Source organism: Stenotrophomonas sp. NPDC077420, assembly GCF_044543385.1.
Classification (GTDB): Bacteria; Pseudomonadota; Gammaproteobacteria; order Xanthomonadales; family Xanthomonadaceae; genus Stenotrophomonas.
This window is the reverse complement of sequence record NZ_JBITVZ010000006.1, coordinates 124,088-143,602: the sequence shown is the minus strand read 5'-3', so window position 1 is coordinate 143,602 and position 19,515 is coordinate 124,088. Positions and strand designations below refer to the sequence as shown.

Annotated in this window: 16 protein-coding genes and 1 pseudogene; 6 read left to right on the top strand and 11 right to left on the bottom strand. The window is 68.0% G+C overall.

What is annotated here, in order from left to right; genetic code table 11:
• The first annotated feature begins 64 nt into the window (after positions 1–64).
• On the top strand, positions 65–1,441 hold the full coding sequence (gene dbpA, locus ACIGII_RS08460; RefSeq protein ID WP_399636457.1) for an ATP-dependent RNA helicase DbpA: 1,377 nt from the start codon (positions 65–67) through the stop codon (positions 1,439–1,441).
• Positions 1,442–1,484: 43 nt separating this feature from the next.
• Here the strand turns inward: dbpA and ACIGII_RS08455 are convergent, their stop codons facing one another.
• The 5 genes and pseudogenes from ACIGII_RS08455 to ACIGII_RS08435 all read right to left on the bottom strand — a co-directional run bounded on the left by ACIGII_RS08455 (position 1,485) and on the right by ACIGII_RS08435 (position 6,016).
• On the bottom strand, positions 1,485–2,024 hold the full coding sequence (locus ACIGII_RS08455; protein ID WP_399636459.1) for an adenine phosphoribosyltransferase: 540 nt from the start codon (positions 2,022–2,024) through the stop codon (positions 1,485–1,487).
• Positions 2,025–2,085: 61 nt separating this feature from the next.
• Positions 2,086–3,651: a YdiU family protein gene (locus tag ACIGII_RS08450; protein WP_399636744.1), complete on the bottom strand. Its 1,566-nt coding sequence runs from the start codon at positions 3,649–3,651 to the stop codon at positions 2,086–2,088.
• A 45-nt stretch (positions 3,652–3,696) separates the two neighbouring features.
• Positions 3,697–4,380 (bottom strand): annotated as a pseudogene (locus tag ACIGII_RS08445) (glutathione S-transferase family protein); the annotation flags it as partial.
• Positions 4,381–4,500: 120 nt separating this feature from the next.
• Positions 4,501–4,710, bottom strand: a complete 210-nt coding sequence (locus tag ACIGII_RS08440) for a cold-shock protein (RefSeq protein ID WP_145477885.1) — start codon at positions 4,708–4,710, stop codon at positions 4,501–4,503.
• 421 nt (positions 4,711–5,131) lie between these two features.
• On the bottom strand, positions 5,132–6,016 hold the full coding sequence (locus tag ACIGII_RS08435; RefSeq protein WP_399636462.1) for a pseudouridine synthase: 885 nt from the start codon (positions 6,014–6,016) through the stop codon (positions 5,132–5,134).
• A 42-nt stretch (positions 6,017–6,058) separates the two neighbouring features.
• Here ACIGII_RS08435 and ACIGII_RS08430 point away from each other — a divergent pair, with 42 nt between their 5' ends.
• From ACIGII_RS08430 to ACIGII_RS08420, 3 genes are all read left to right on the top strand, one after another.
• On the top strand, positions 6,059–6,610 hold the full coding sequence (locus ACIGII_RS08430) for a YaeQ family protein (RefSeq protein ID WP_399636464.1): 552 nt from the start codon (positions 6,059–6,061) through the stop codon (positions 6,608–6,610).
• Positions 6,611–6,620: 10 nt separating this feature from the next.
• Complete coding sequence (locus tag ACIGII_RS08425; RefSeq protein WP_399636467.1) at positions 6,621–7,805, top strand: NAD(P)/FAD-dependent oxidoreductase; 1,185 nt, start codon at positions 6,621–6,623, stop codon at positions 7,803–7,805.
• A 90-nt stretch (positions 7,806–7,895) separates the two neighbouring features.
• Positions 7,896–9,965 (top strand): EAL domain-containing protein, encoded by a 2,070-nt coding sequence (locus tag ACIGII_RS08420; RefSeq protein WP_399636470.1) that lies wholly within the window; start codon positions 7,896–7,898, stop codon positions 9,963–9,965.
• Positions 9,966–10,035: 70 nt separating this feature from the next.
• On the opposite strand, the gene fabV is transcribed toward ACIGII_RS08420, so the two are convergent.
• The 6 genes from fabV to queA all read right to left on the bottom strand — a co-directional run bounded on the left by fabV (position 10,036) and on the right by queA (position 17,105).
• Positions 10,036–11,292, bottom strand: coding sequence for an enoyl-ACP reductase FabV (gene fabV, locus ACIGII_RS08415; protein WP_399636472.1), 1,257 nt, complete (start codon positions 11,290–11,292; stop codon positions 10,036–10,038).
• A gap of 167 nt (positions 11,293–11,459) precedes the next feature.
• Positions 11,460–12,440, bottom strand: coding sequence for a protein translocase subunit SecF (gene secF / locus ACIGII_RS08410; RefSeq protein ID WP_399636475.1), 981 nt, complete (start codon positions 12,438–12,440; stop codon positions 11,460–11,462).
• A gap of 16 nt (positions 12,441–12,456) precedes the next feature.
• A complete protein-coding gene (gene secD / locus ACIGII_RS08405; RefSeq protein ID WP_399636476.1) occupies positions 12,457–14,313 on the bottom strand; it encodes a protein translocase subunit SecD in 1,857 nt (618 codons plus the stop codon).
• A gap of 61 nt (positions 14,314–14,374) precedes the next feature.
• A complete protein-coding gene (yajC, locus tag ACIGII_RS08400; protein WP_070206534.1) occupies positions 14,375–14,719 on the bottom strand; it encodes a preprotein translocase subunit YajC in 345 nt (114 codons plus the stop codon).
• 103 nt (positions 14,720–14,822) lie between these two features.
• Entirely contained in the window at positions 14,823–15,953 is a 1,131-nt protein-coding gene (tgt, locus tag ACIGII_RS08395) for a tRNA guanosine(34) transglycosylase Tgt (protein WP_399636479.1), read from the bottom strand.
• Between the two features lie 87 nt (positions 15,954–16,040).
• Positions 16,041–17,105, bottom strand: a complete 1,065-nt coding sequence (gene queA, locus ACIGII_RS08390; protein ID WP_399636481.1) for a tRNA preQ1(34) S-adenosylmethionine ribosyltransferase-isomerase QueA — start codon at positions 17,103–17,105, stop codon at positions 16,041–16,043.
• A 212-nt stretch (positions 17,106–17,317) separates the two neighbouring features.
• On the opposite strand from queA, the gene ACIGII_RS08385 reads away from it, so the two are divergent.
• Positions 17,318–18,814, top strand: coding sequence for an aminotransferase class III-fold pyridoxal phosphate-dependent enzyme (locus ACIGII_RS08385; RefSeq protein WP_399636483.1), 1,497 nt, complete (start codon positions 17,318–17,320; stop codon positions 18,812–18,814).
• 81 nt (positions 18,815–18,895) lie between these two features.
• The gene (locus ACIGII_RS08380) at positions 18,896–19,489 is read left to right on the top strand and encodes a TIGR00730 family Rossman fold protein (protein ID WP_399636486.1); all 594 of its coding nucleotides are present in this window, start codon (positions 18,896–18,898) and stop codon (positions 19,487–19,489) included.
• The last annotated feature ends 26 nt before the right edge of the window (positions 19,490–19,515 follow it).

The following is a 19,515-nucleotide window of genomic DNA, read 5'->3' as shown; positions in this document are numbered from 1 at the left end:
GGCCATTGTACGGGCTGGCGGTGCGCGGCGTCGCCCGCCGGAGCCCGAACGGGTAGAATGTGGCATGAACGAATTCTCCGAACTGCCCCTGTCGGCCTCGCTGGCGGCGGGCATCGACGCGCTGGGCTATACCCAGATGACGCCCGTGCAGGCGCAGGCGCTGCCGGCAATCCTGGCGCGCCGCGACCTGATCGCCCAGGCGCCCACCGGCAGCGGCAAGACCGCCGCCTTCGGCCTGGGCCTGCTGCAGGCCCTGGACCCGGCCGTGATCCGCGCGCAGGCGCTGGTCCTGTGCCCCACCCGCGAACTGGCCGACCAGGTCGGCAAGCAGATCCGCAAGCTGGCCACGGGCATCCCCAACCTGAAGCTGGTGGTGCTGACCGGCGGCATGCCGCTGGGCCCCCAGCTGGCCTCGCTGGAGGCGCATGACCCGCATGTGGTCGTCGGCACGCCCGGCCGCATCCAGGAACTGGGCCGCAAGCGTGCGCTGAAGCTGGGCGGGGTGACCACCCTGGTGCTGGACGAAGCCGACCGCATGCTCGACATGGGCTTTGAGGAACCGATCCGCGAAATTGCCGGGCGCACCAGCAAGGACCGGCAGACCCTGCTGTTCTCGGCTACCTACCCCGACGAGATCCGCGAGATCGCGCGGGTCCTGCTGCGCGATCCGGTGGAAGTGACCGTGGAAGGGGCCGACCATGCGCCCGCCATCCGCCACCTGTTCTGCGAAGTGGACCTGGCCAGCAAGCAGAAGGCGCTGGCCGGACTGCTGCTGAAATACAACCCGGAATCGACCGTGGTGTTCTGCAACACCCGCCGCGATGTCGACGACGTGGCGGGGTCGCTGCAGGAATTCGGGTTCTCCGCGCTGCCGCTGCACGGCGAAATGGAACAGCGCGACCGCGACGAAGTGCTGGTGCGCTTCGCCAACCGCAGCTGCAACGTGCTGGTGGCCAGCGACGTGGCCGCGCGCGGACTGGACGTGCAGGACCTGGCGGCGGTGATCAACTACGAGTTGCCGACCGACATCGAAACCTATGAGCACCGCGTGGGCCGTACCGGCCGCGCCGGCGCCACGGGCCTGGCGATCAGCCTGGTGACCGGGCGCGAACGCAACCGCGCCGATGCGCTGGAGGCGGCGCAGGGCAAGCCGCTGGACTGGCAGAAGACGCCGCTGGCCACGGCCCGCCCGGCGGTGCTGCCGCAGGCGGCGATGGAAACCCTGCGCATCGACGGCGGCAAGACCGACAAGCTGCGCCCCGGCGACATCCTGGGCGCGCTGACCGGCGATGCCGGCCTGTCGGCCAAGGTGATCGGAAAGATCGACATCTATGCCACGCGCTCCTACGTGGCCATTGCCCGCGAGCACGTCGGCAAGGCCATCTCGCGCCTGGAGGCAGGCAAGATCAAGGGCCGGCGTTTCCGCGTACGGAAGATGTAAGCGCGGGCGCGTTGCGGTTGCCACGCCCTGCGTGGCTGGAACCTCAATACACCAGGTTGGCCAGCAGCGGCACGTCGCGGGCCCAGCGCCCACGGCCACCGAGGCCGGCCAGCTCGACCAGCACGGCAGCGCCGACGACGTCGACCTGGAGCTGCCGCGCCAGCGACAGCGCCGCCAGCAGCGTGCCGCCCGTGGCCAACACGTCGTCGACCACCACGACGCGCGCACCGGCCGGCAACGCATCGGCATGCACTTCGATGCTGTCGGTGCGGTATTCCAGCGTGTACTCCTGTTTCAAGGTGCGCCCCGGCAGCTTGCCCGGCTTGCGCACCGGCACGAAGCCGACGCCCAGCACCCGCGCCATCGCCGCGCCAAGGATGAAGCCGCGCGACTCGATGCCCATCACCGCATCCAGGCGCGCATCGCGCCACGGCGCGACCATCGCGTCGATGGCGGCGGCGAAATCCGCGCCATCGGCCAGCAGCGGCATGATGTCCTTGAACAGGATGCCCGGCTTGGGGAAATCGGCGACGTCACGCAGGCGGCCTGCCCAGGCCGGAACGGGGGCGAAAGAATCGGTCATGGTCATGGGGCAACAAAGGGTGGCATAGGGTAACCCGGGCCGGACCGGGGCATCCGCGGGCTCAGGAACTGCAGGACAACATCGAGCAGCCGGCCTTGTCACGCGCCCAGGCCGGCCGCTTGCCGGCGTAGTGCTCGCGACCGGGCTGCACGTCGTAGGGCCGTCGCAGCACCTCCTGCAGGGTGTGCACGCCGCTCAGGTCGCCCTGTTCGGCCAGCTCGATCGCCTCCTGTGCCAGCCAGTTGCGCAGCACATAGACCGGATTGGCCGCGCGCATGCGCTGCCGTCGCTGCGCCGCGTCCAGGCGGTCGGACTGCAGGCGCAGCGCATACGCCTCAAGCCAGGCATCCAGCGCCGGCAGCACGGCGGTGCGCCGCTCGGGGCTGTAGAACGCTTCCTCAAGCACCGCCACGTTCGGGGTCTGCGGATCGAGGTCGATCAGGCCGCGGAACGCCAGGGTCATGTCCATCTCGCCGTCGTGCAGGATCCGCAGCCAGTCGCCCATCAAGCCCAGGTCGGCATCGCGGCACGCGTCCAGCCCCAGCTTGGCTGCGATATCGTCGCGTTCGCACTGCGCATGCACGGCCTGGAACCGCGCCAACCCCGCGTGCAGCGGCGCAACGTCGTCGAACAGCGGCGACAGCGCCTGGGCCAGCCGGGTCAGGTTCCAGTACGCCACCTGCGGCTGCGTGCCGAACCGGTAGCGCCGGCCCTGCGCATCGGTGGTGTTCGGGGTCCAGTCCGGATCGTAGTCGTCCACCCAGCCATACGGGCCGTAGTCGATGGTGAGACCGAGGATGGACAGGTTGTCGGTGTTCATCACGCCATGCACGAACCCGACGCGCATCCAGTGCGCGACCAGGACCGCGGTGCGCTCGCAGACCTCGGCGAACCAGCGTGCGTAACGCTCCGGACCGGCATCGGCCAGCGCGGGGAACTCCCGCGCGATGCAGACGTCGGCCAACTGCCGCAGCAGGGCCACGTCGCCGCGCGAGGCCGGCAGTTCGAAACTGCCGAAGCGGAGGAACGAGGGCGCCACCCGGCACACCACCGCGCCCGGCTCGGGTGCGGGATGACCGTCATAGAACATGTCGCGCATCACCTGCTCGCCGGTCGCCACCAGGCTCAGCGCACGGGTGGTGGGCACGCCCAGGTGATGCATGGCTTCGCTGCACAGGAATTCGCGGATCGACGAGCGCAGGACGGCGCGACCATCGGCGCCGCGCGAATACGGGGTACGCCCTGCCCCTTTGAGCTGCAGCTCCCAGTGCGCGCCATCCGGCGACAGCAGCTGCCCCAGCGAGATGGCGCGGCCATCGCCGAGTTGCCCGGCCCAGTGCCCGAACTGGTGCCCGCCATAGTTCGCCGCCCAGGGCTGCATGCCGGCGTACAACGCGTTGCCGGCGAACACGCGGGGGAACTCCGGACTCTCCAGCAGGTCCGGGCCCAGCCCAAGCTGCGCCGCCAGTCCCGGCGAGCAGGCGAGCAGGGTCGGCGCCGCTACCGGCGTAGGCATCACCGACGACCACGCGGCGCCGCGCACCTCGCGCTGGCGTGGGCCGGTCTCTTCATCACCGGGCAGGTCACGAAGGAAACGATTGTCGAAGCGCAACGGTTCAGTGCTCATCACGACAAGGTGGGGGCGTCGGAACGCCCCCGCAAGCTCAGGCGGCCCCGGCCCCAGGTCCAGTGGGCCACCGCGCTCGGCCGCCCGCTGGTAGGCCGGGCGCTGCGCGATGCGCTGCAGGAACCCCTGCAGCTTCGGGTAGGCATCCATGCTGCCTGCGCGCGACGCAGCGGCTTGGATCGGGAAGCTCATCTGGATATCGGCGGCGGTGAAGCGATCGCCCGCGAACCAGGGCGAGGCGCTCAGTTCGCGCTCCATCCAGTCCAGGTGCAGCTTCAACTGCGGGCTCACGAAGGTTTTCATCACCTTGTCGGCAATGCCGCGGGCGATCGGCCTGGCAAAGAACGGCATCGGCGCCTTGCGCACCCGGGCGAACACCAGGCTCATCAGCAGCGGCGGCATCGCCGAGCCTTCGGCGTAGTGCATCCAGTAGCGGTAGCGCGTGCGCTCGGCAGCCTGCGCGGGCATCGGCTCCGGCGACAGCGTGCGCCCGCTGTCGTAGCGGTCGGCCAGGTATTCGAGAATCGCGCCGGATTCGGCCAGCACCAGGGTATCGTCCTGCAGCACCGGCGCCTTGCCCAACGGATGGATATCGCGCAGCGCCTGCGGCGCAAGCCAGGTCGTCGCGTCGCGCTGGTAATTGACCAGCTGGTACGGCAGGTTCAGCTCTTCAAGCATCCACAGCACGCGCTGCGAACGCGAGTGGTCCAGATGGTGCACCTTGATCATCGAAGGGGTCCGCGAGGCGAAACCGCCATCCTACCCGCCGCGACGTCTGCATCGCGCAATAAAAAACGCCGGAAGCTTTCGCTTCCGGCGTTTTCGGCAACCTTACGGTTGCAGGGGCAATTAAGCCGCCTGCACCTGGTCAGCCTGCATGCCCTTCTGGCCCTGCACGGCGACGAAGGTGACCTTCTGGCCTTCCTGCAGCGACTTGAAGCCGGTGCCCTGGATGGCGCGGAAGTGCACGAACAGGTCCGGGCCGCTTTCCGGGGTGATGAAGCCGAAGCCCTTGGCGTCGTTGAACCACTTGACAGTGCCGGTCTGACGATCAGACATATACAAACTCCTGAAACATAAGTTGAAAATAATCGCGGCCGCCGGAGATCGGGGCCGAGACTGAGTTGCAGGCGTTGGTAAAGCGGATCGATGAGCGGATCGTGAGATCAACTGCACCAGGCCACGATTCACGGTGACCCTAGCAAACACAGTGTGGGGGACGATACGCGCCTTTTACCGAAAAAGCGATAGCCACGTGATTCAGCCATCTCCCCCGTCCCGCCTGACAGGACAAGGGATTGGCGCATCCTACACGAATTCCTACACCCTATTCATGTATTTCCCGGCTTAATTTCAGCCAAACAGGCGGCGCGCAGCCCCTAAAGAATGCTGGACGCGCGCGCCCTCGCCCCGTTAGCGCCATGCCCACGTGGCGGCCCTGAACGCCGGATGCCTCCCCGCTCCCACGCAGGGCGTGGCGTTACCGGGGTGCGAGGGGCAGCTGGCTGGTGAAACGCCTGGGCTGGCCGGTCAGGGGATCGTCGAATGCCAGCGCCTGGGCCAGCAGCTGCAGGGGCCGGCCCGGCAGCGGCTCGCTCGGCTGCGGGTAAAGGTCATCGCCAAGGATGGGGGCGCCCAGCGCGGCCATGTGCACCCGCAGCTGGTGCTTGCGCCCGGTTTCCGGGTGCAGCCGGTACCGCCACTCGGCCCCGCTCGCCTGGATGACCTCGATACGGGTCCGGGCATTGGGTTCGCCCCCCGCTTCGGCCATGCGGAAGAAGGGCTCCCCGGGCACCAGCCGGCTGTGCCGGTGATGCGGGAAGGTCAGCCCCGGCAACGCCGGGGCCAACGCTTCATAGACCTTGGCGATGCGCCGCTCACGGAACAGTCGCTGGTAGGCGTCACGGGTTCCGGGCTGGGTCGAGAACAGCACCAGCCCGGCGGTCAGCCGGTCCAGCCGGTGCAGCGGCACCAGCGCCGGGTTGCCGGTGCGGGCCACCAAGCGCGCCAGCAGGGTCTGCCGCACGTAGGGCCCGGCCGGGGTGACCGGCAGGAAGTGCGGTTTATCGGCCACCAGCAGGTGGTCATCGACGTACAGGATGGCCTCCCGTACGGGGATGACCGGCTCGTCGGCCACCTCACGGAAGTACTGGATCTCGCTGCCGACCCGCCACGGGGCATCGGCCGACAGTGCCCTGCCCTGCGCGTCCAGCACCCGGCCACGCGCGAAGCGGTCCTGCCACCGGGCGCGGTCGATCTGCGGGAACCGCGCGCACAGCCCGTCCAGCAGGCAGGCCCAGGGGCCGGGCGCAAGCTGCAGGCGACTGGCGGCAACGTGGCCGCGGATTGGATCGGACGAGTGCATGGCCCACGCATTATCATGGCGCTCTTTGTTTACGGTACCCCCATGGCCCTCACCGCCACCATCCGCAAGGCCGAACTGCAGATCAGCGACATGGATCGCGGCTACTACGCCACCCATAACCTGACCCTGGCCCAGCACCCGTCCGAGAACGACGAGCGCCTGATGGTGCGGCTGCTGGCCTTCGCACTGAACGCCGACGAACGTCTGGAGTTTGGCCGCGGGCTCAGCGTGGACGACGAACCCGACCTGTGGCGCCGCGATTACACCGGCGACATCGAACGTTGGATCGACGTGGGCCAGCCGGACGAATCGCGCCTGCGCAAGGCGGCCGGGCGCGCGCGCGCCGTGCAGCTGATCCTGTACGGCGGCAACGCCTCGGAGATCTGGTGGAAGCGCAACAGCGCTGCCCTGAACAAGCTGTCGGTCCTGGAGGTCATGGAACTGCCGGGTGAGTTTGCCGCCGAATGGGCCGCGCAGATCGAGCGCACCATGCGCTGGGACGTGATGATCCAGGATGGCGAAGTCCGCCTGATCTCGGACAAGGCGGAGCTGACCGTGACCCCGGCCTGGCGCAAGCAGAAGCCGCAGGCTTGATCCAGCGCCGATGAGTACGATCCGCTGCGATGTCCTGGTGATCGGTGCCGGCGCTGCCGGGCTGATGTGCGCGCTGACCGCCGGCCGGCGCGGGCGCATGGTGCAGGTGATCGACCATGCCAACAAGGTCGGCAAGAAGATCCTGATGTCCGGCGGTGGCCGCTGCAACTTCACCAACACCGGCACCACCCCGGCCAACTTCCTGTCGGCCAACCCGCACTTCTGCAAGTCCGCGCTGGCGCGCTACACGCCGTGGGACTTCATCGACATGGTCGAGCGGCATGGCATCGCCTACCACGAAAAGGAACTGGGCCAGCTGTTCTGCGACATCTCGTCCAAGCAGATCGTGCGCATGCTGGTGGACGAATGCACGGCCGCCGGCGCGCAGATCCGTACCGACTGCGCCGTGGACAAGGTCGAGCGCGGCGCCGACGGCTTCCACGTGCAGACCGCGCAGGGACGCTTCCATGCCGCCTCGCTGGTGGTCGCCACCGGCGGCCTGTCCATCCCCAGCCTGGGGGCCACCGGCTTCGGCTATGAGCTGGCCCGCCAGTTTGGCCATGAGGTGCTGCCCACCCGCGCCGGCCTGGTGCCGCTGACCCTGAGCGGCAAGCACCAGGAGCGCTTCCAGGACCTGAGCGGGGTGGCCCTGCCGGTGGAGGCGCGCTGCAACGACATGGCGTTCCGCAACTCGCTGCTGATCACCCACCGCGGCATCAGCGGCCCGGCGATCCTGCAGATCTCCTCGTTCTGGCAGCCCGGCGACGACCTGCGCCTGGACCTGCTGCCCGGCCAGGATGCCGATGCATGGCTGCGCGCGATGAAGCGCGAGCGCGGCGCGGCCGAGCTGCGCACGGTGTTGTCCGAGGTATTGCCACGCCGGCTGGCGCTGCGCCTGTGCGAGCACTGGCTGCCGGACCGCCCGGTGCGCCAGATCGACGAGCGCGAACTGCGCCAGGCTGCCGCCCTGCTGCAGGACTTCCCGCTGGTCGCCAGCGGCACCGAAGGGTACCGTACCGCCGAGGTCACGCTGGGGGGCGTGGACACCCGCGGGGTCTCGTCCAGCACGTTCGAGTCGCAGCGGGTGCCGGGCCTGCATTTCATTGGCGAAGTGCTGGATGTCACCGGTTGGCTGGGGGGGTACAACTTCCAGTGGGCCTGGGCCAGCGGCCATGCCGCCGGCCAGGTCGTGTAGCGCCCGTATCATTCCGTGATCGGCGCCCGCCGCCGGCATGGACGAAGTCACACGCATCGTGTATCAAGTTTGCAGTCCGGGGAGTAGTGAATGCAGAACGCGAATGACATCACCGTCCGCCTGCTGATCGTGGATGACAGCGGCGAGAACGCCGAAACCATCGTCAGCCTGCTGCGCAACAGCGGCATCGCGGTGCGCCCGGCGCGCCCGAACAACGCCGAGGAGCTGGCCCAGATCATCGGCAGCCAGCCGATCGACCTGGTCCTGGCCGCCCCTGCGCAGAGCATTCCGCTGCTGCAGGTGACCCAGCAGATCGCGGCCAGCGGCAAGGACATCCCGATGATCCTGCTGGCCGAGTCGATCAATGAATCGGAGTGGGTGGAAGCCAGCGCCAACGGCATCCGCGCGGTCGCCCTGCGCAACCGCCCCGAGCACCTGCTGGCGGTGGTCCGCAACGAGTGGACCGACCTGCACGCCCGCCGCGGCCTGCGCCGTATCGAAGCGCAGATGCGCGAAACCGAGCGCCGCTGCGACGCGCTGATCGCCTCCTCGCGCGACCCGATCGCCTACGTGCACGAAGGCATGCACATCCGCGCCAACGAAGCCTACCTGGAGATGTTCGGGTACGAGGCATTCGACGACGTGGAAGGCATTTCGCTGCTGGACATGGTCGCGCCGCAGCACGTTGACGGCTTCAAGCAGCTGCTCAAGTCGCTCAGCAAGGGCGAAGCGCCGCCGCCGCAGTACCAGGTGGACGCGCGCAACCAGGACGGCGCGGTCTTCGCCGCGACCATGGAATTCACCCCGGCCACCTATGAGGGCGAGAACTGCCTGCAGGTGGTGTTCCGCCGCCGCATGGAATTCGACCCGGAGCTGGCCCGCGAGGTCGAGGACCTGCGCCAGCGCGACCAGGTCACCGGGCTGCTCAACCGACAGACCTTCATGCTGCACGTGGAAAACGCGGTGGCCCAGGCCGGACGCAGCGAAGGCCGGTTCGGCCTGCTGCTGGTCGAGCCGGATCACTACAGCCGGCTGCTGCCGGACATCGGGCTGGATGCGGCCGATGCGCTGATCGCGGCGCTGGCCAGGGTCCTGGCCGACACGGTCGGCGAACGCGGCCAGGTGGCCCGCTTCGGCGAGCACAGCCTGGCGGTCCTGACCGAAGGCGCGTTTGCAGACACCGAGGCGCTGGCCGACCGGATCCGCGAAGCCTTCGCCGCGCAGGTCTTCAGCATCGGCGACCGTTCGGCCACGGTCACGGTCAGCATCGGTGGCGTGCAGGTGGGCGAGAAGATCGCCAGCGTCGGCCAGGTGCTGGCGCGGGCGACCGAATGCCAGCAGGCCGCGTCCGAACTCGGCAATACCAGCCGGATCTTCGATCCGGCGGCGGTCGACCGGGTGGAAGAAGAGCGCATCCAGCGCTGGGTGGCGCGGATCAACGAAGCGCTGGCCGGTGACGGCTTCCAGCTGCATTACCAGCCGGTGCTGAACCTGGGCGGCGAGCCGCTGGAGCTGTACGAAGCCTACCTGCGCCTGGACAACAACGGCGAACTGTTGAGCCCGACCGCGTTCCTGGGCATTGCCGAGGAACACGGCCTGCTGGGCGACATCAACCGCTGGGTGGTGGCGCACGCCATCGGGGTGCTCGGCCAACGCGCACGCGCCGGCCATGCCACCCACATGATGGTGAAGATCACGCCCGAGTCGTTCAACGACCCGCAGATGGTGGCGACGATCCGCCGCGAGCTGGAGGCCCAGGGCGTGCCCGGCGAACGCCTGTGGCTCCATGCGCCCGAAGCCAAGGTGTTCACCCACCTGCGCAACGCGCAGCAGTTCCTGGCCGACGTCGCCCCGCTGGGCTGTCGGATCGGCCTGGAGCAGTTCGGGTCGGGGCTGGATTCGTTCCAGCTGCTGGCGCATTTCCAGCCGCAGTTCCTCAAGCTGGACCGCGACTTCACCAGCGATTTCGCCCGCACCCGCGAGAACGCCGACAAGATCACCGAGATCACCACGCGCGCGCAGGAAGCCAACATCCGCACCATCGCCGAGTTCATCGCCGACGCCAACTCGATGAGCCTGCTGTTCAGTGCAGGCGTGGACTACGTCCAGGGCGAGTTCGTCGGCCCGGCCGGTCCGGTGATGAACTTCGAGTTCGGTTGATCACAGGTGCCGACCGTCGGTCGGCACGCCAGCCCGGTAGATGCCGACCGTTGGTCGGCACGCCCTTCAATCAGGTCATATCGACCAGGTTCGGAATAGCCACATCGGTGGCCACGTCCGCATCATAATCCACGCCCTCCACGCCGAACCCGAACAGGCGCAGGAAGTCCGCCTTGTAGCCGGCCAAATCGCTGATCTCGTACAGGTTCTCGTTGGTCACCTGCGGCCACAGCGCCACCACGTCAGCCTGCACGTCCGGCGCCATTTCCTTGTAGTCCGCGCGCAGGCGGCCGGCCTCGTCCACCAGCTCCACCGTGCGACCGTCGGCCAGCAGCTGGTGGCGCAGGCGCTCCACCGCCGGACCACTGTCCTTGCCGCCGTAGACGATGTCGTACAGCGTATCGAGCTGCTCGATGCAACCCTCGTGCGTGCCGCGCGCCTTCATCACCTTGAACAGCAGCGACAGGTACAGCGGCATGGTCGGAATCGCCGAACTGGCCTGGGTCACCACCGCCTTCAGCACCGACACCCGCGCGTCGCCACCGATCGGGGCGAGCTTGGCGCGGATGCCCGTCACCTTCTCGTCCAGATCCTTCTTGGCGGCACCGATCGACCCGTTCCAGTAGATCGCCTGGGTGATCTCCTCGCCCACGTAGGTGAACGCCGTGGTGGTGGCGCCATCGGCCAGCACCCCGGCCTCCAGCAGCGCATCGATCCACATCTGCCAGTCTTCGCCACCCATCACCGCCACGGTGCCGGCGATCTCTTCCGGCGTGGCCGGCTCGAGGGTGGTCTCGGTGAGCACTTCCTTGTCCGTATCCAGCCCGCGCAGCGTGATCGGCGCACCGATCGGCTTCAGCGTGGAGCTGATGACTTCGCCGGTCTTCGGGTGCTTGCGGCGCGGCGCGGCGAGGCTGTACACCACCTGGTCGACCTGGCCCAGGTCCTGCTTGATCAGCTCGATCACCTTGGCCTTGACCTCGTCCGAGAACGCATCGCCGTTCACGCTGCGCGCGTACAGGCCCGCCTGTTCGGCGTACTTCTGGAACGCGGCCGAGTTGTACCAGCCCGCCGTGCCCGGCTTGGTTTCCGTGCCCGGGCGTTCGAAGAACACGCCGAGCGTAGCCGCCCCGCTGCCGAACGCCGCCGTGATGCGCGCGGCCAGGCCGTAGCCGGTGGACGCCCCCAGCACCAGCACGCGCTTGGGACCGTTCTGGATCTTCGGCTGCGCCTGGATGTAGTCGATCTGCTGCTTGACCGCAGCGTCGCAACCGACCGGATGGGTAGTGACGCAGATGAAGCCGCGCACACGCGGTTTGATGACCATGAACACCTCGATAGGAACGGCGCGACCATGGGAACGGCCGCGCGCAACCCCGAAATCGTAGTGCGCGCGGGCAGGCAGCACAACCGACGCCCCGGTACGGAAACGAAAACGCCGGGCAATGCCCGGCGTCTGGTCATGCAGGATGCCGGGCCATGCCCGGCGCTCCCTCAAGGCCGGCGCTCAAGCGCCTCGACGTCCTTCGCCTTCGGCAGCAGGTCCTGCTTGCTCACGCGCAGGAAGCCGATGGTCAGCATCGGCACGGCCACCAGGATCGAGGAAAGCACCACGATCACCGCGCCCACCATGTGGGTTTCGGCCAGGCCTTCCAGCGAGGCGCCGCCATACATGTACAGGGCCAGTGCCGACAGGAAGAACATCACCGCGGTGATCACCGTACGCGACAGCGTCTGGTTGATCGAGCGGTTCAGCACTTCCAGCGGGTCGGCACGCAGGCTGCGGAAGTTTTCGCGGACGCGGTCGAACACCACGATGATGTCGTTGATGGCAAAACCCATCACCGACAGCAGGCCGGCCAGCAGGTTCAGGTCGAACTCGCGGCCCATCAGCGACATGTAGGCCAGCGTCACCAGCAGGTCGAACAGGGCCACGATGCTGGCGGTGACCGCGAACTTCCATTCGAAGCGGAAGCCGATGTAGATCAGGAAGCCGGCAAGCATGAAGATCGTGGCGTACAGGCCGTTCAGCGCCAGGTCCTTGCCGATCTGCGGGCCCACGAACTCGTTGCGCAGCAGCGTGGCCGGGTTGCCGCTGCTGGTGATCGCCTTGAGCACGGCCGCACCGGTGGCCTTGTCCTCGGCGCTGGCCGCACCGGTCCCCGGTGCGTGTTCGCCGTGCGGGGCCAGGCGGATCAGCACGTCGGTGTTGCCGCCGAAGCTCTGCACCTGGGTGCCTTCAAAACCGTTGGCTTCCAGCTGCGAGCGGACGTCTTCAACGTCCACCGGGCGATCGAAGCGCGCTTCGATCAGGGTGCCGCCGGTGAAGTCCAGCGCGAAGGTGAAGCCCTTGATGCCGATGATGGCCACCGAGGCCAGGAACACCGCGATCGTGACGGCCATGGCGACATGGCGCCAGCGCATGAAATCGATCTTGGTGTCGTTCGGGAGGATGTGCAGCGGAAACAGTTTCATTGTGCGAGTCGTCCCGTCAGATGGCCACGTTCTGGAGCTTCTTGCGACGACCGTAGATCAGCGTCGCCAAGGCGCGCGACACGGTGATCGCAGTGAACATCGAGGCGAAAATACCGATGATCATGGTCAGCGCGAAGCCCTTCAGCGGGCCCGTACCGAAGGCGAACAGGGCCACGCCCACGATCAGGCCGGTCAGGTTGGCGTCCAGGATGGTGCCGCTGGCGCGTTCATAACCGGTCACGATAGCGGTCTTGCCCGGCACGCCGGCACGCAGTTCCTCGCGGATGCGCTCGTTGATCAGCACGTTGGCGTCGACCGACAGGCCCACCGACAACGCCAGGCCGGCGAAGCCCGGCAGGGTCATGGTGGCACCGAACAGCGACATCACCGCCACCACGATCAGCAGGTTGAACAGCATCGCCGCCGAGGTGATCAGGCCGAACATGCGGTAGTACACGGTGAAGAACACCAGGGTGAACATGAAGGCGTAGATCACTGCGGTGATGCCGCGCTCCACGTTCTCCGCACCCAGGCTCGGACCGACCACGCGCTCTTCCACGAAGTCCATCGGCGCGGCCAGCGAGCCGGACTTCAGCAGCTTGGCCAGGTCGTCGGCTTCTTTCTTCTCCAGGCCCGTGGTCTGGAAGTTCTTGCCGAACACGCCGTTGATGTTGGCCACCGAGATGACTTCCTCGTTGACCCGGAAGCTGCGCACTTCCTTGCCATCGACCAGGGTCACGGTCGGCACGCGCTCGGTGTACACCACCGCCATCGGCTTGCCGACGTTGGCGCTGGTGAAATCGAACATGCGCTGGCCGCCGACGCTGTTCAGCGTCACGCTGACCGACGGCGTACCGGTGGTGGCGTCGTTGACCGCCTGCGCCGCGACCATCTGGTCACCGGTGACGATCACGCGCTTGTTCAACAGGATCGGACCACCGCCGTCACGGCGCTGGTACACCTTGGCCTCCGGCGGGATGCGGCCGGTGTCGATCGCGTCCTGCGCGTTGCCATCGACCACCGCACGGTATTCCAGGGTGGCGGTCGCACCGATCATGCGCTTGGCTTCGGCGGTGTCCTGCACGCCCGGCAGCTGCACGACCACGCGGTCGGCACCCTGGCGCTGGATGATCGGCTCGGCCACGCCCAGCTGGTTGACGCGATTGCGCAGCGTGTTGATGTTCTGCTCGATCGCACCGTTGGTGATCTGGCTGAGCTCGGTTTCCGGGATGGTGACGGTGATGCGCTTGCCGGCCACGTCGTAGCCCAGGGTCGGCTGCGCCTTGGCCAGGGCCACGCGGGCGCGCTCCACGGCGGCATCGTCGGTGGACGGGCTGAGCGTGGCCACGATGGCGTTGTCCGGGCGGCGCTCGACCGACTGGAACGGTACGCGCGACTCACGCAGCGTGCCGCGCACGTCTTCGGCGTAGGCGTCCATGCGCTTGTCGACGGCTGCCTTCTGGTCCACCTGCAGCACGAAGTGCACGCCACCCTGCAGGTCCAGGCCCAGCACCATCGGGCGACCGCCCAGGCGCTGCAGCCAGTCCGGCACGGTCGAGGCCAGGTTCAGCGCCACCGTGTAGTTCTGGCCCACGCTGTCGCGCAGCTTCGCGCTCGCCGCGGCCTGCGTCTGCAGGTCAGGCAAGCGCACGATCAGGCTCTCGCCTTCCTTGTCCACACCGATCGGGGCGATGCCGGCGACCTTCAGGTCGGCCAGGACGCGCTCGCGAAGGGCGTCGTCGACCTGGCCGCCGCGGTTGGCGGTGATCTGGACGGCGGGGTCCTTCTGGTAGATGTTGGGCAGAGCGTACAGCGCGCTGAGCGCCAGTACGATCAGGATGACGACGTATTTCCAGCGTGGAAATTCAAGCATTGCCAGGTTCCTGCGCGGCGCCATTCCCGGCGCCGCGGTTGTGCTTCGGAAAGGGAGTGGCTCAGTTGGCCGACTTCAGGGTGCCGGTGGGCAGCACGTTGCCCACGGCGCCCTTCTGCACGCGGATGTTCACGTTGTCGGCCACTTCGATGGTGACGAAGTTGTCGCCGATGCCCTTGACGGTGCCGGCGATGCCGCCGTTGGTCAGGACTTCGTCGCCGATCTTGATCTTTTCCAGCATCGCCTTGTGTTCCTTCTGGCGCTTCATCTGCGGGCGGATCATCAGGAAGTACATGATCGCGATCAGGATGATCGGGAACAGCAGCGTGGTCAGGCCCATGCCCTGCGGCTGGCCGCCGGCGGCTTGGGCGTGGGCGGCGGGAATCAGGAAGGCGATCAGGTTCATGGTGTGTCCTTAGGGTTGGGAGGCGCCCTCCCCCACATGGGGTCGGGTGTCGCCGCGAAAAAGGGGTCAGCCGCGAAGTATGCCACGGGGCCGGGCCCGCCGCTTACAGCGCCGGCGTGGCCATCCCCCGGGCCGAATAGAAGGACTCGCGGAAGGCGGCGAAGGTTCCCGCCGCGATCGCCGCGCGCATGTCGGCCATCAGCTTCTCGTAGTAATACAGGTTGTGGAGGGTGCCCAGCATGGGCGCCAGCATTTCGTTGCAGCGGTCCAGGTGGCGCAGGTAGGAGCGGGTGTAGCCACTGGTGCAGGCGTGGCAGCCGCAGCCCGGCTCGATGGTGTCCATGTCGCGCTCGTAGCGGGCGTTGCGGATGCGTACCGTGCCGAACGAGGTGAAATAGTGGCCGTTGCGGGCATTGCGGGTCGGCATCACGCAGTCGAACATGTCCACGCCGCGGGCGACGCCTTCGACCAGGTCTTCCGGCCGGCCCACGCCCATCAGGTACCGCGGGCGGTCCGCCGGCAGGATCGGGTGCATGTGGTCGAGCATCGCGTTGCGCTCGTGCTCGGGCTCGCCCACGGCCAGGCCGCCGATCGCATAGCCGTCGAAGCCGATCTGCTGCAGGCCCTCGGCCGAGCGGCTGCGCAGGTCGTGGTGGACCCCGCCCTGGACGATGCCGAACAGCGCCGCGTCGTTGCCCAGCGCGTCGTGTGCGTCGCGGCTGCGCTGGGCCCAGCGCAGGCTCAGCTCCATCGAGGTGCGCGCGACCGGCTCGGTGGCCGGGTACGGGGTGCATTCGTCGAAGATCATCACGATGTCCGAGTCGAGCACCTTCTGGATCTTCATGCTCTCTTCCGGGCCCAGGAACACCCGGGCGCCGTCGGTCGGCGAGGCGAAGGTCACGCCCTGCTCGGTGATCTTGCGGCGATGGGCCAGCGAAAACACCTGGAAGCCGCCGGAATCGGTCAGGATCGGCCCGCTCCAGCGCGCGAATCCGTGCAGGCCGCCATGGTCGGCGATCACGTCCAGGCCCGGGCGCAGGTACAGGTGGAAGGTGTTGCCCAGGATGATCTCCGCGCCCAGCGCGCGGATCTGCTCCGGCAGGATGCCCTTGACCGACCCGTAGGTGCCCACCGGCATGAACGCCGGGGTTTCCACCGTCCCGCGGGGGAAGGTCAGGCGGCCGCGGCGGGCGCGCCCGTCGGTGGTCTGGAGCTGGAACTGGAGTCGGGACATCGGGGCGGAATCGGGGCAAATAATCCCCGATTATCCCCTAAATCCGACCCCGGCGCGGCGGACCGTGCCGGGGCGGCCCATCCGGCGTCATGCCTGCGGGAACAGCAACATGGCATCGCCGTAACTGAAGAAGCGGTACTTCTCCTCGATTGCCGCGCGGTAGGCCTCGAAGACCCGCGCCTGCCCGGCAAACGCCGAGATCATCATCAGCAGCGTGCTTTCCGGCAGGTGGAAATTGGTGACCATGGCGTCCACGCTGCGGATCCGGTAGCCGGGGGTGATGAAGATCTGGGTTTCGCCGGCGTAGGGCAGCAGCTCCCCGTCGCGCATCGCGCTTTCCAGCGCCCGCACCACGGTGGTGCCCACCCCGATCACGCGCCCGCCCGCCGCGCGGGTGCGGCGCACCTGCTGGACCAGCTCGGCGCCCACGTTCAGCCATTCGCGGTGCATGACGTGGTCGCTGAGATCATCCACACGCACCGGCTGGAAGGTGCCGGCGCCCACATGCAGGGTGACATGGCCGAAGCCGATGCCCTTGTCGTTCAGCGCCGCCAGCAGCGCGTCGTCGAAGTGCAGGCCGGCGGTCGGCGCGGCCACGGCCCCCACTTCGCGGGCGAACACGGTCTGGTAGCGCTCGCGGTCGTCCAGCCCGGGCTCGCGCTGGATGTACGGCGGCAGCGGCAGGCGCCCGGCGTGCAGCAGCCACTGCTCCAGCGGCTCGGACACGTGGAACTGCAGCACATAGAATTCGCCATCGCGTCCCAGCACCTCGGCCTCGCCCCCGGCATCCAGGGCGATGCGGCTGCCGGGCTTGGGCGACTTGCTCGCCCCCACCTGGGCCCGCGCCTGCTGCGCGCCCAGCAGGCGTTCGATCAGGATCTCGACCCGGCCACCGCTGGCCTTCTGGCCGAACAGGCGCGCGGGGATCACCCGGGTGTCGTTGAACACCAGCAGGTCGCCGGGCTGCAGCAGCGCCGGCAGGTCGCGCACATGGCGGTGGTCGAACCCGGCCGGGGCCGGTGGCACCACCATCAGGCGGCTTGCCGAGCGCTCGGCAAGCGGGGCCTGGGCGATCAGTTCAGCGGGCAGGTCGTAATGGAAGTCGGACTTCTTCAAGGGAGCGCACGGCAACGTGTAGACAATGTCGGGCATTGTACGACTGGCTCCCGGTAGCAACGCGAGAAGCGCGCAACGTCGCGCAAAATGTTGCTTTGCAACAGTTTTTTACGGGGTTATCGCGCCAAAATTCGCGTGATAGCATCGAACCGGAAGTCTGATGCACGAGCCGTACTGCCCCAGGCGCGCGCCCCCGGTCGCGCGTTTTGCATTTGCGCCGTGCCGCCAATCGTTTCAGGAGATCTGCAATGCGCTTCATTGAACGCCTCGCCCCCCTTCGCGCCCAGCCCGGCACCCGTCTCACCGCCGGCCTGGATGACGCCACCCTGGAACGCCTGGCTGCCGGGCACCCGCAACTCGTGGCGGCCGTAGAGGCAGGCGCCGCCGAATTCGAGCGCGTCAGCGCCGATCTGGCCGATCTGCTGGCGCTGGACGAGCGCGCGCAGATCGACGCGATGCAGGACGGCTTCGTCAATTTCTACGCGGATGATGCGGTCACCCCGTATGTCGCCCTCGCCGCCCGGGGTCCGTGGGTGGTGACGCTGAAAGGCGCAGTGCTCTATGACGCGGGTGGCTACGGCATGCTCGGCTTCGGCCACACCCCGCAGGCCGTGCTGGACGCCATGGCCGCGCCGCAGGTGATGGCCAACGTGATGACACCGAACCTGTCCCAGCACCGTTTCATCCAGGCCCTGCGCCGTGAGATCGGCCACCGCCGCGGCGGCTGTCCGTATGCCCGGTTCATGTGCCTGAATTCCGGCTCGGAAGCGGTTGGCCTGGCGGCGCGCATCGCCGACGTGAACGCCAAGCTGCAGACTGATCCGGGCGCCCGCCATGCTGGTGCGAAGATCAAGCGCGTGGTGGTCAAGGGCAGCTTCCACGGCCGCACCGACCGCCCGGGCCTGTACTCCGATTCCAGCCGCAGGACGTACCTGCAGCACCTGGCCAGCTACCGCGGCGAGGACAGCGTGATCGCGATCGCGCCCTACGACGAGGATGCGCTGAAGCGGGTGTTCGCCGACGCCCAGCAGAACCACTGGTTCATCGAGGCGGTGTTCCTGGAGCCGGTCATGGGCGAAGGCGACCCCGGGCGCGCGGTGCCGCCGTCGTTCTACGCCCTGGCGCGCGAGCTGACCCGCCAGCACGGCAGCCTGCTGCTGCTCGATTCGATCCAGGCCGGCCTGCGCGCGCACGGCGTGCTGTCGATCGTGGACTATCCCGGGTTCGAAGGCCTGGACGTGCCGGACATGGAAACCTATTCCAAGGCCTTGAACGCCGCGCAGTACCCGCTGTCGGTGCTGGCGGTGACCGAGCACGCCGCGCAGCTGTACCGCAAGGGCATCTACGGCAACACCATGACCAGCAACCCGCGCGCGCTGGACGTCGCCTGCGCGACGCTGTCGCTGCTCACCCCCGAGGTGCGCGGGAACATCCGCGCGCGCGGCGAGGAAGCCGTGCGCAGGCTGGAGCAGCTCAAGGGCGAGCTGGGCGGGCTGATCACCAAGGTGCAGGGCACCGGCCTGCTGTTCTCGTGCGAGCTGGCCCCGCAGTTCAAGTGCTACGGCGCGGGCTCCACCGAGGAATGGCTGCGCCAGCATGGCATCAACGTGATCCATGGCGGCGAGAACTCGCTGCGCTTCACCCCGCACTTCGGCATCGACAGCGACGAGCTGGACCTGCTGGTGCGCCTGGTCGGCCGCGCCCTGAAGGAAGGCCCGCAGCGCGAGCAGACCCAGGCGGCCTGACGCATCGGGATCGTCCAACGCCCGCGCGCAACGCGGGCGGGGGGCCATGCGATAATGGGTGGTTTCCAGCAGGGACCTCCCATGAAATCCATCTGCGTCTACTGCGGCTCCAACGCCGGCAGCAAGCCCGTCTATACCGAACGTGCCATCGCGCTGGGCGACCGTATCGCCCGCGACGGCCTGCGCCTGGTGTATGGCGGCGGCAACGTCGGCCTGATGGGCACCGTGGCCAATGCGGTGCTGGCCGGCGGCGGTGAAGTGACCGGGGTGATCCCGCAGCAGCTGGCCGACTGGGAAGTGGCGCATCGCGGGCTGACCGAGCTGGAGATCGTCGGCTCCATGCACGAGCGCAAGTCGCGCATGTTCGACCTCTCCGATGCATTCGTCGCGCTGCCTGGCGGCTTCGGCACCATGGAAGAGATTTTCGAGATGCTCACCTGGCGCCAGCTCGGCATCGGCAACAAGCCCTGCGCGTTCCTGGACGTGGACGGTTTCTACGCGCCCCTGATCGGGATGATCGACCGCATGGTCGAAGAGCGCTTCCTGCACCCGGAACAGCGCGCGGACCTCTGGTACGGCTCGGACATCGACGCGATGCTGGACTGGATGCGCGCCTATGAGCCGGCGCAGGCGTCGAAGTGGATCGACGAGAAGCGCCGCACGGCGTTGCGCTGACGGGCGGCCCTGCCCCGCTGTGCGGA

What these genes read in the sequence shown, in the direction of transcription:
- ACIGII_RS08430 (WP_399636464.1), top strand. Translation starts at nt 6,059, where the DNA reads ATGGCCCTCACCGCCACCATCCGCAAGGCCGAACTGCAGATCAGCGAC.
- ACIGII_RS08455 (WP_399636459.1), bottom strand. Translation starts at nt 2,024, where the DNA reads ATGACCGATTCTTTCGCCCCCGTTCCGGCCTGGGCAGGCCGCCTGCGT.
- secD (WP_399636476.1), bottom strand. Translation starts at nt 14,313, where the DNA reads ATGCTTGAATTTCCACGCTGGAAATACGTCGTCATCCTGATCGTACTG.
- ACIGII_RS08385 (WP_399636483.1), top strand. Translation starts at nt 17,318, where the DNA reads ATGCGCTTCATTGAACGCCTCGCCCCCCTTCGCGCCCAGCCCGGCACC.
- dbpA (WP_399636457.1), top strand. Translation starts at nt 65, where the DNA reads ATGAACGAATTCTCCGAACTGCCCCTGTCGGCCTCGCTGGCGGCGGGC.
- ACIGII_RS08440 (WP_145477885.1), bottom strand. Translation starts at nt 4,710, where the DNA reads ATGTCTGATCGTCAGACCGGCACTGTCAAGTGGTTCAACGACGCCAAG.
- ACIGII_RS08450 (WP_399636744.1), bottom strand. Translation starts at nt 3,651, where the DNA reads ATGAGCACTGAACCGTTGCGCTTCGACAATCGTTTCCTTCGTGACCTG.
- yajC (WP_070206534.1), bottom strand. Translation starts at nt 14,719, where the DNA reads ATGAACCTGATCGCCTTCCTGATTCCCGCCGCCCACGCCCAAGCCGCC.
- ACIGII_RS08420 (WP_399636470.1), top strand. Translation starts at nt 7,896, where the DNA reads ATGCAGAACGCGAATGACATCACCGTCCGCCTGCTGATCGTGGATGAC.
- ACIGII_RS08425 (WP_399636467.1), top strand. Translation starts at nt 6,621, where the DNA reads ATGAGTACGATCCGCTGCGATGTCCTGGTGATCGGTGCCGGCGCTGCC.
- tgt (WP_399636479.1), bottom strand. Translation starts at nt 15,953, where the DNA reads ATGTCCCGACTCCAGTTCCAGCTCCAGACCACCGACGGGCGCGCCCGC.
- ACIGII_RS08380 (WP_399636486.1), top strand. Translation starts at nt 18,896, where the DNA reads ATGAAATCCATCTGCGTCTACTGCGGCTCCAACGCCGGCAGCAAGCCC.
- ACIGII_RS08435 (WP_399636462.1), bottom strand. Translation starts at nt 6,016, where the DNA reads ATGCACTCGTCCGATCCAATCCGCGGCCACGTTGCCGCCAGTCGCCTG.
- queA (WP_399636481.1), bottom strand. Translation starts at nt 17,105, where the DNA reads ATGCCCGACATTGTCTACACGTTGCCGTGCGCTCCCTTGAAGAAGTCC.
- fabV (WP_399636472.1), bottom strand. Translation starts at nt 11,292, where the DNA reads ATGGTCATCAAACCGCGTGTGCGCGGCTTCATCTGCGTCACTACCCAT.
- secF (WP_399636475.1), bottom strand. Translation starts at nt 12,440, where the DNA reads ATGAAACTGTTTCCGCTGCACATCCTCCCGAACGACACCAAGATCGAT.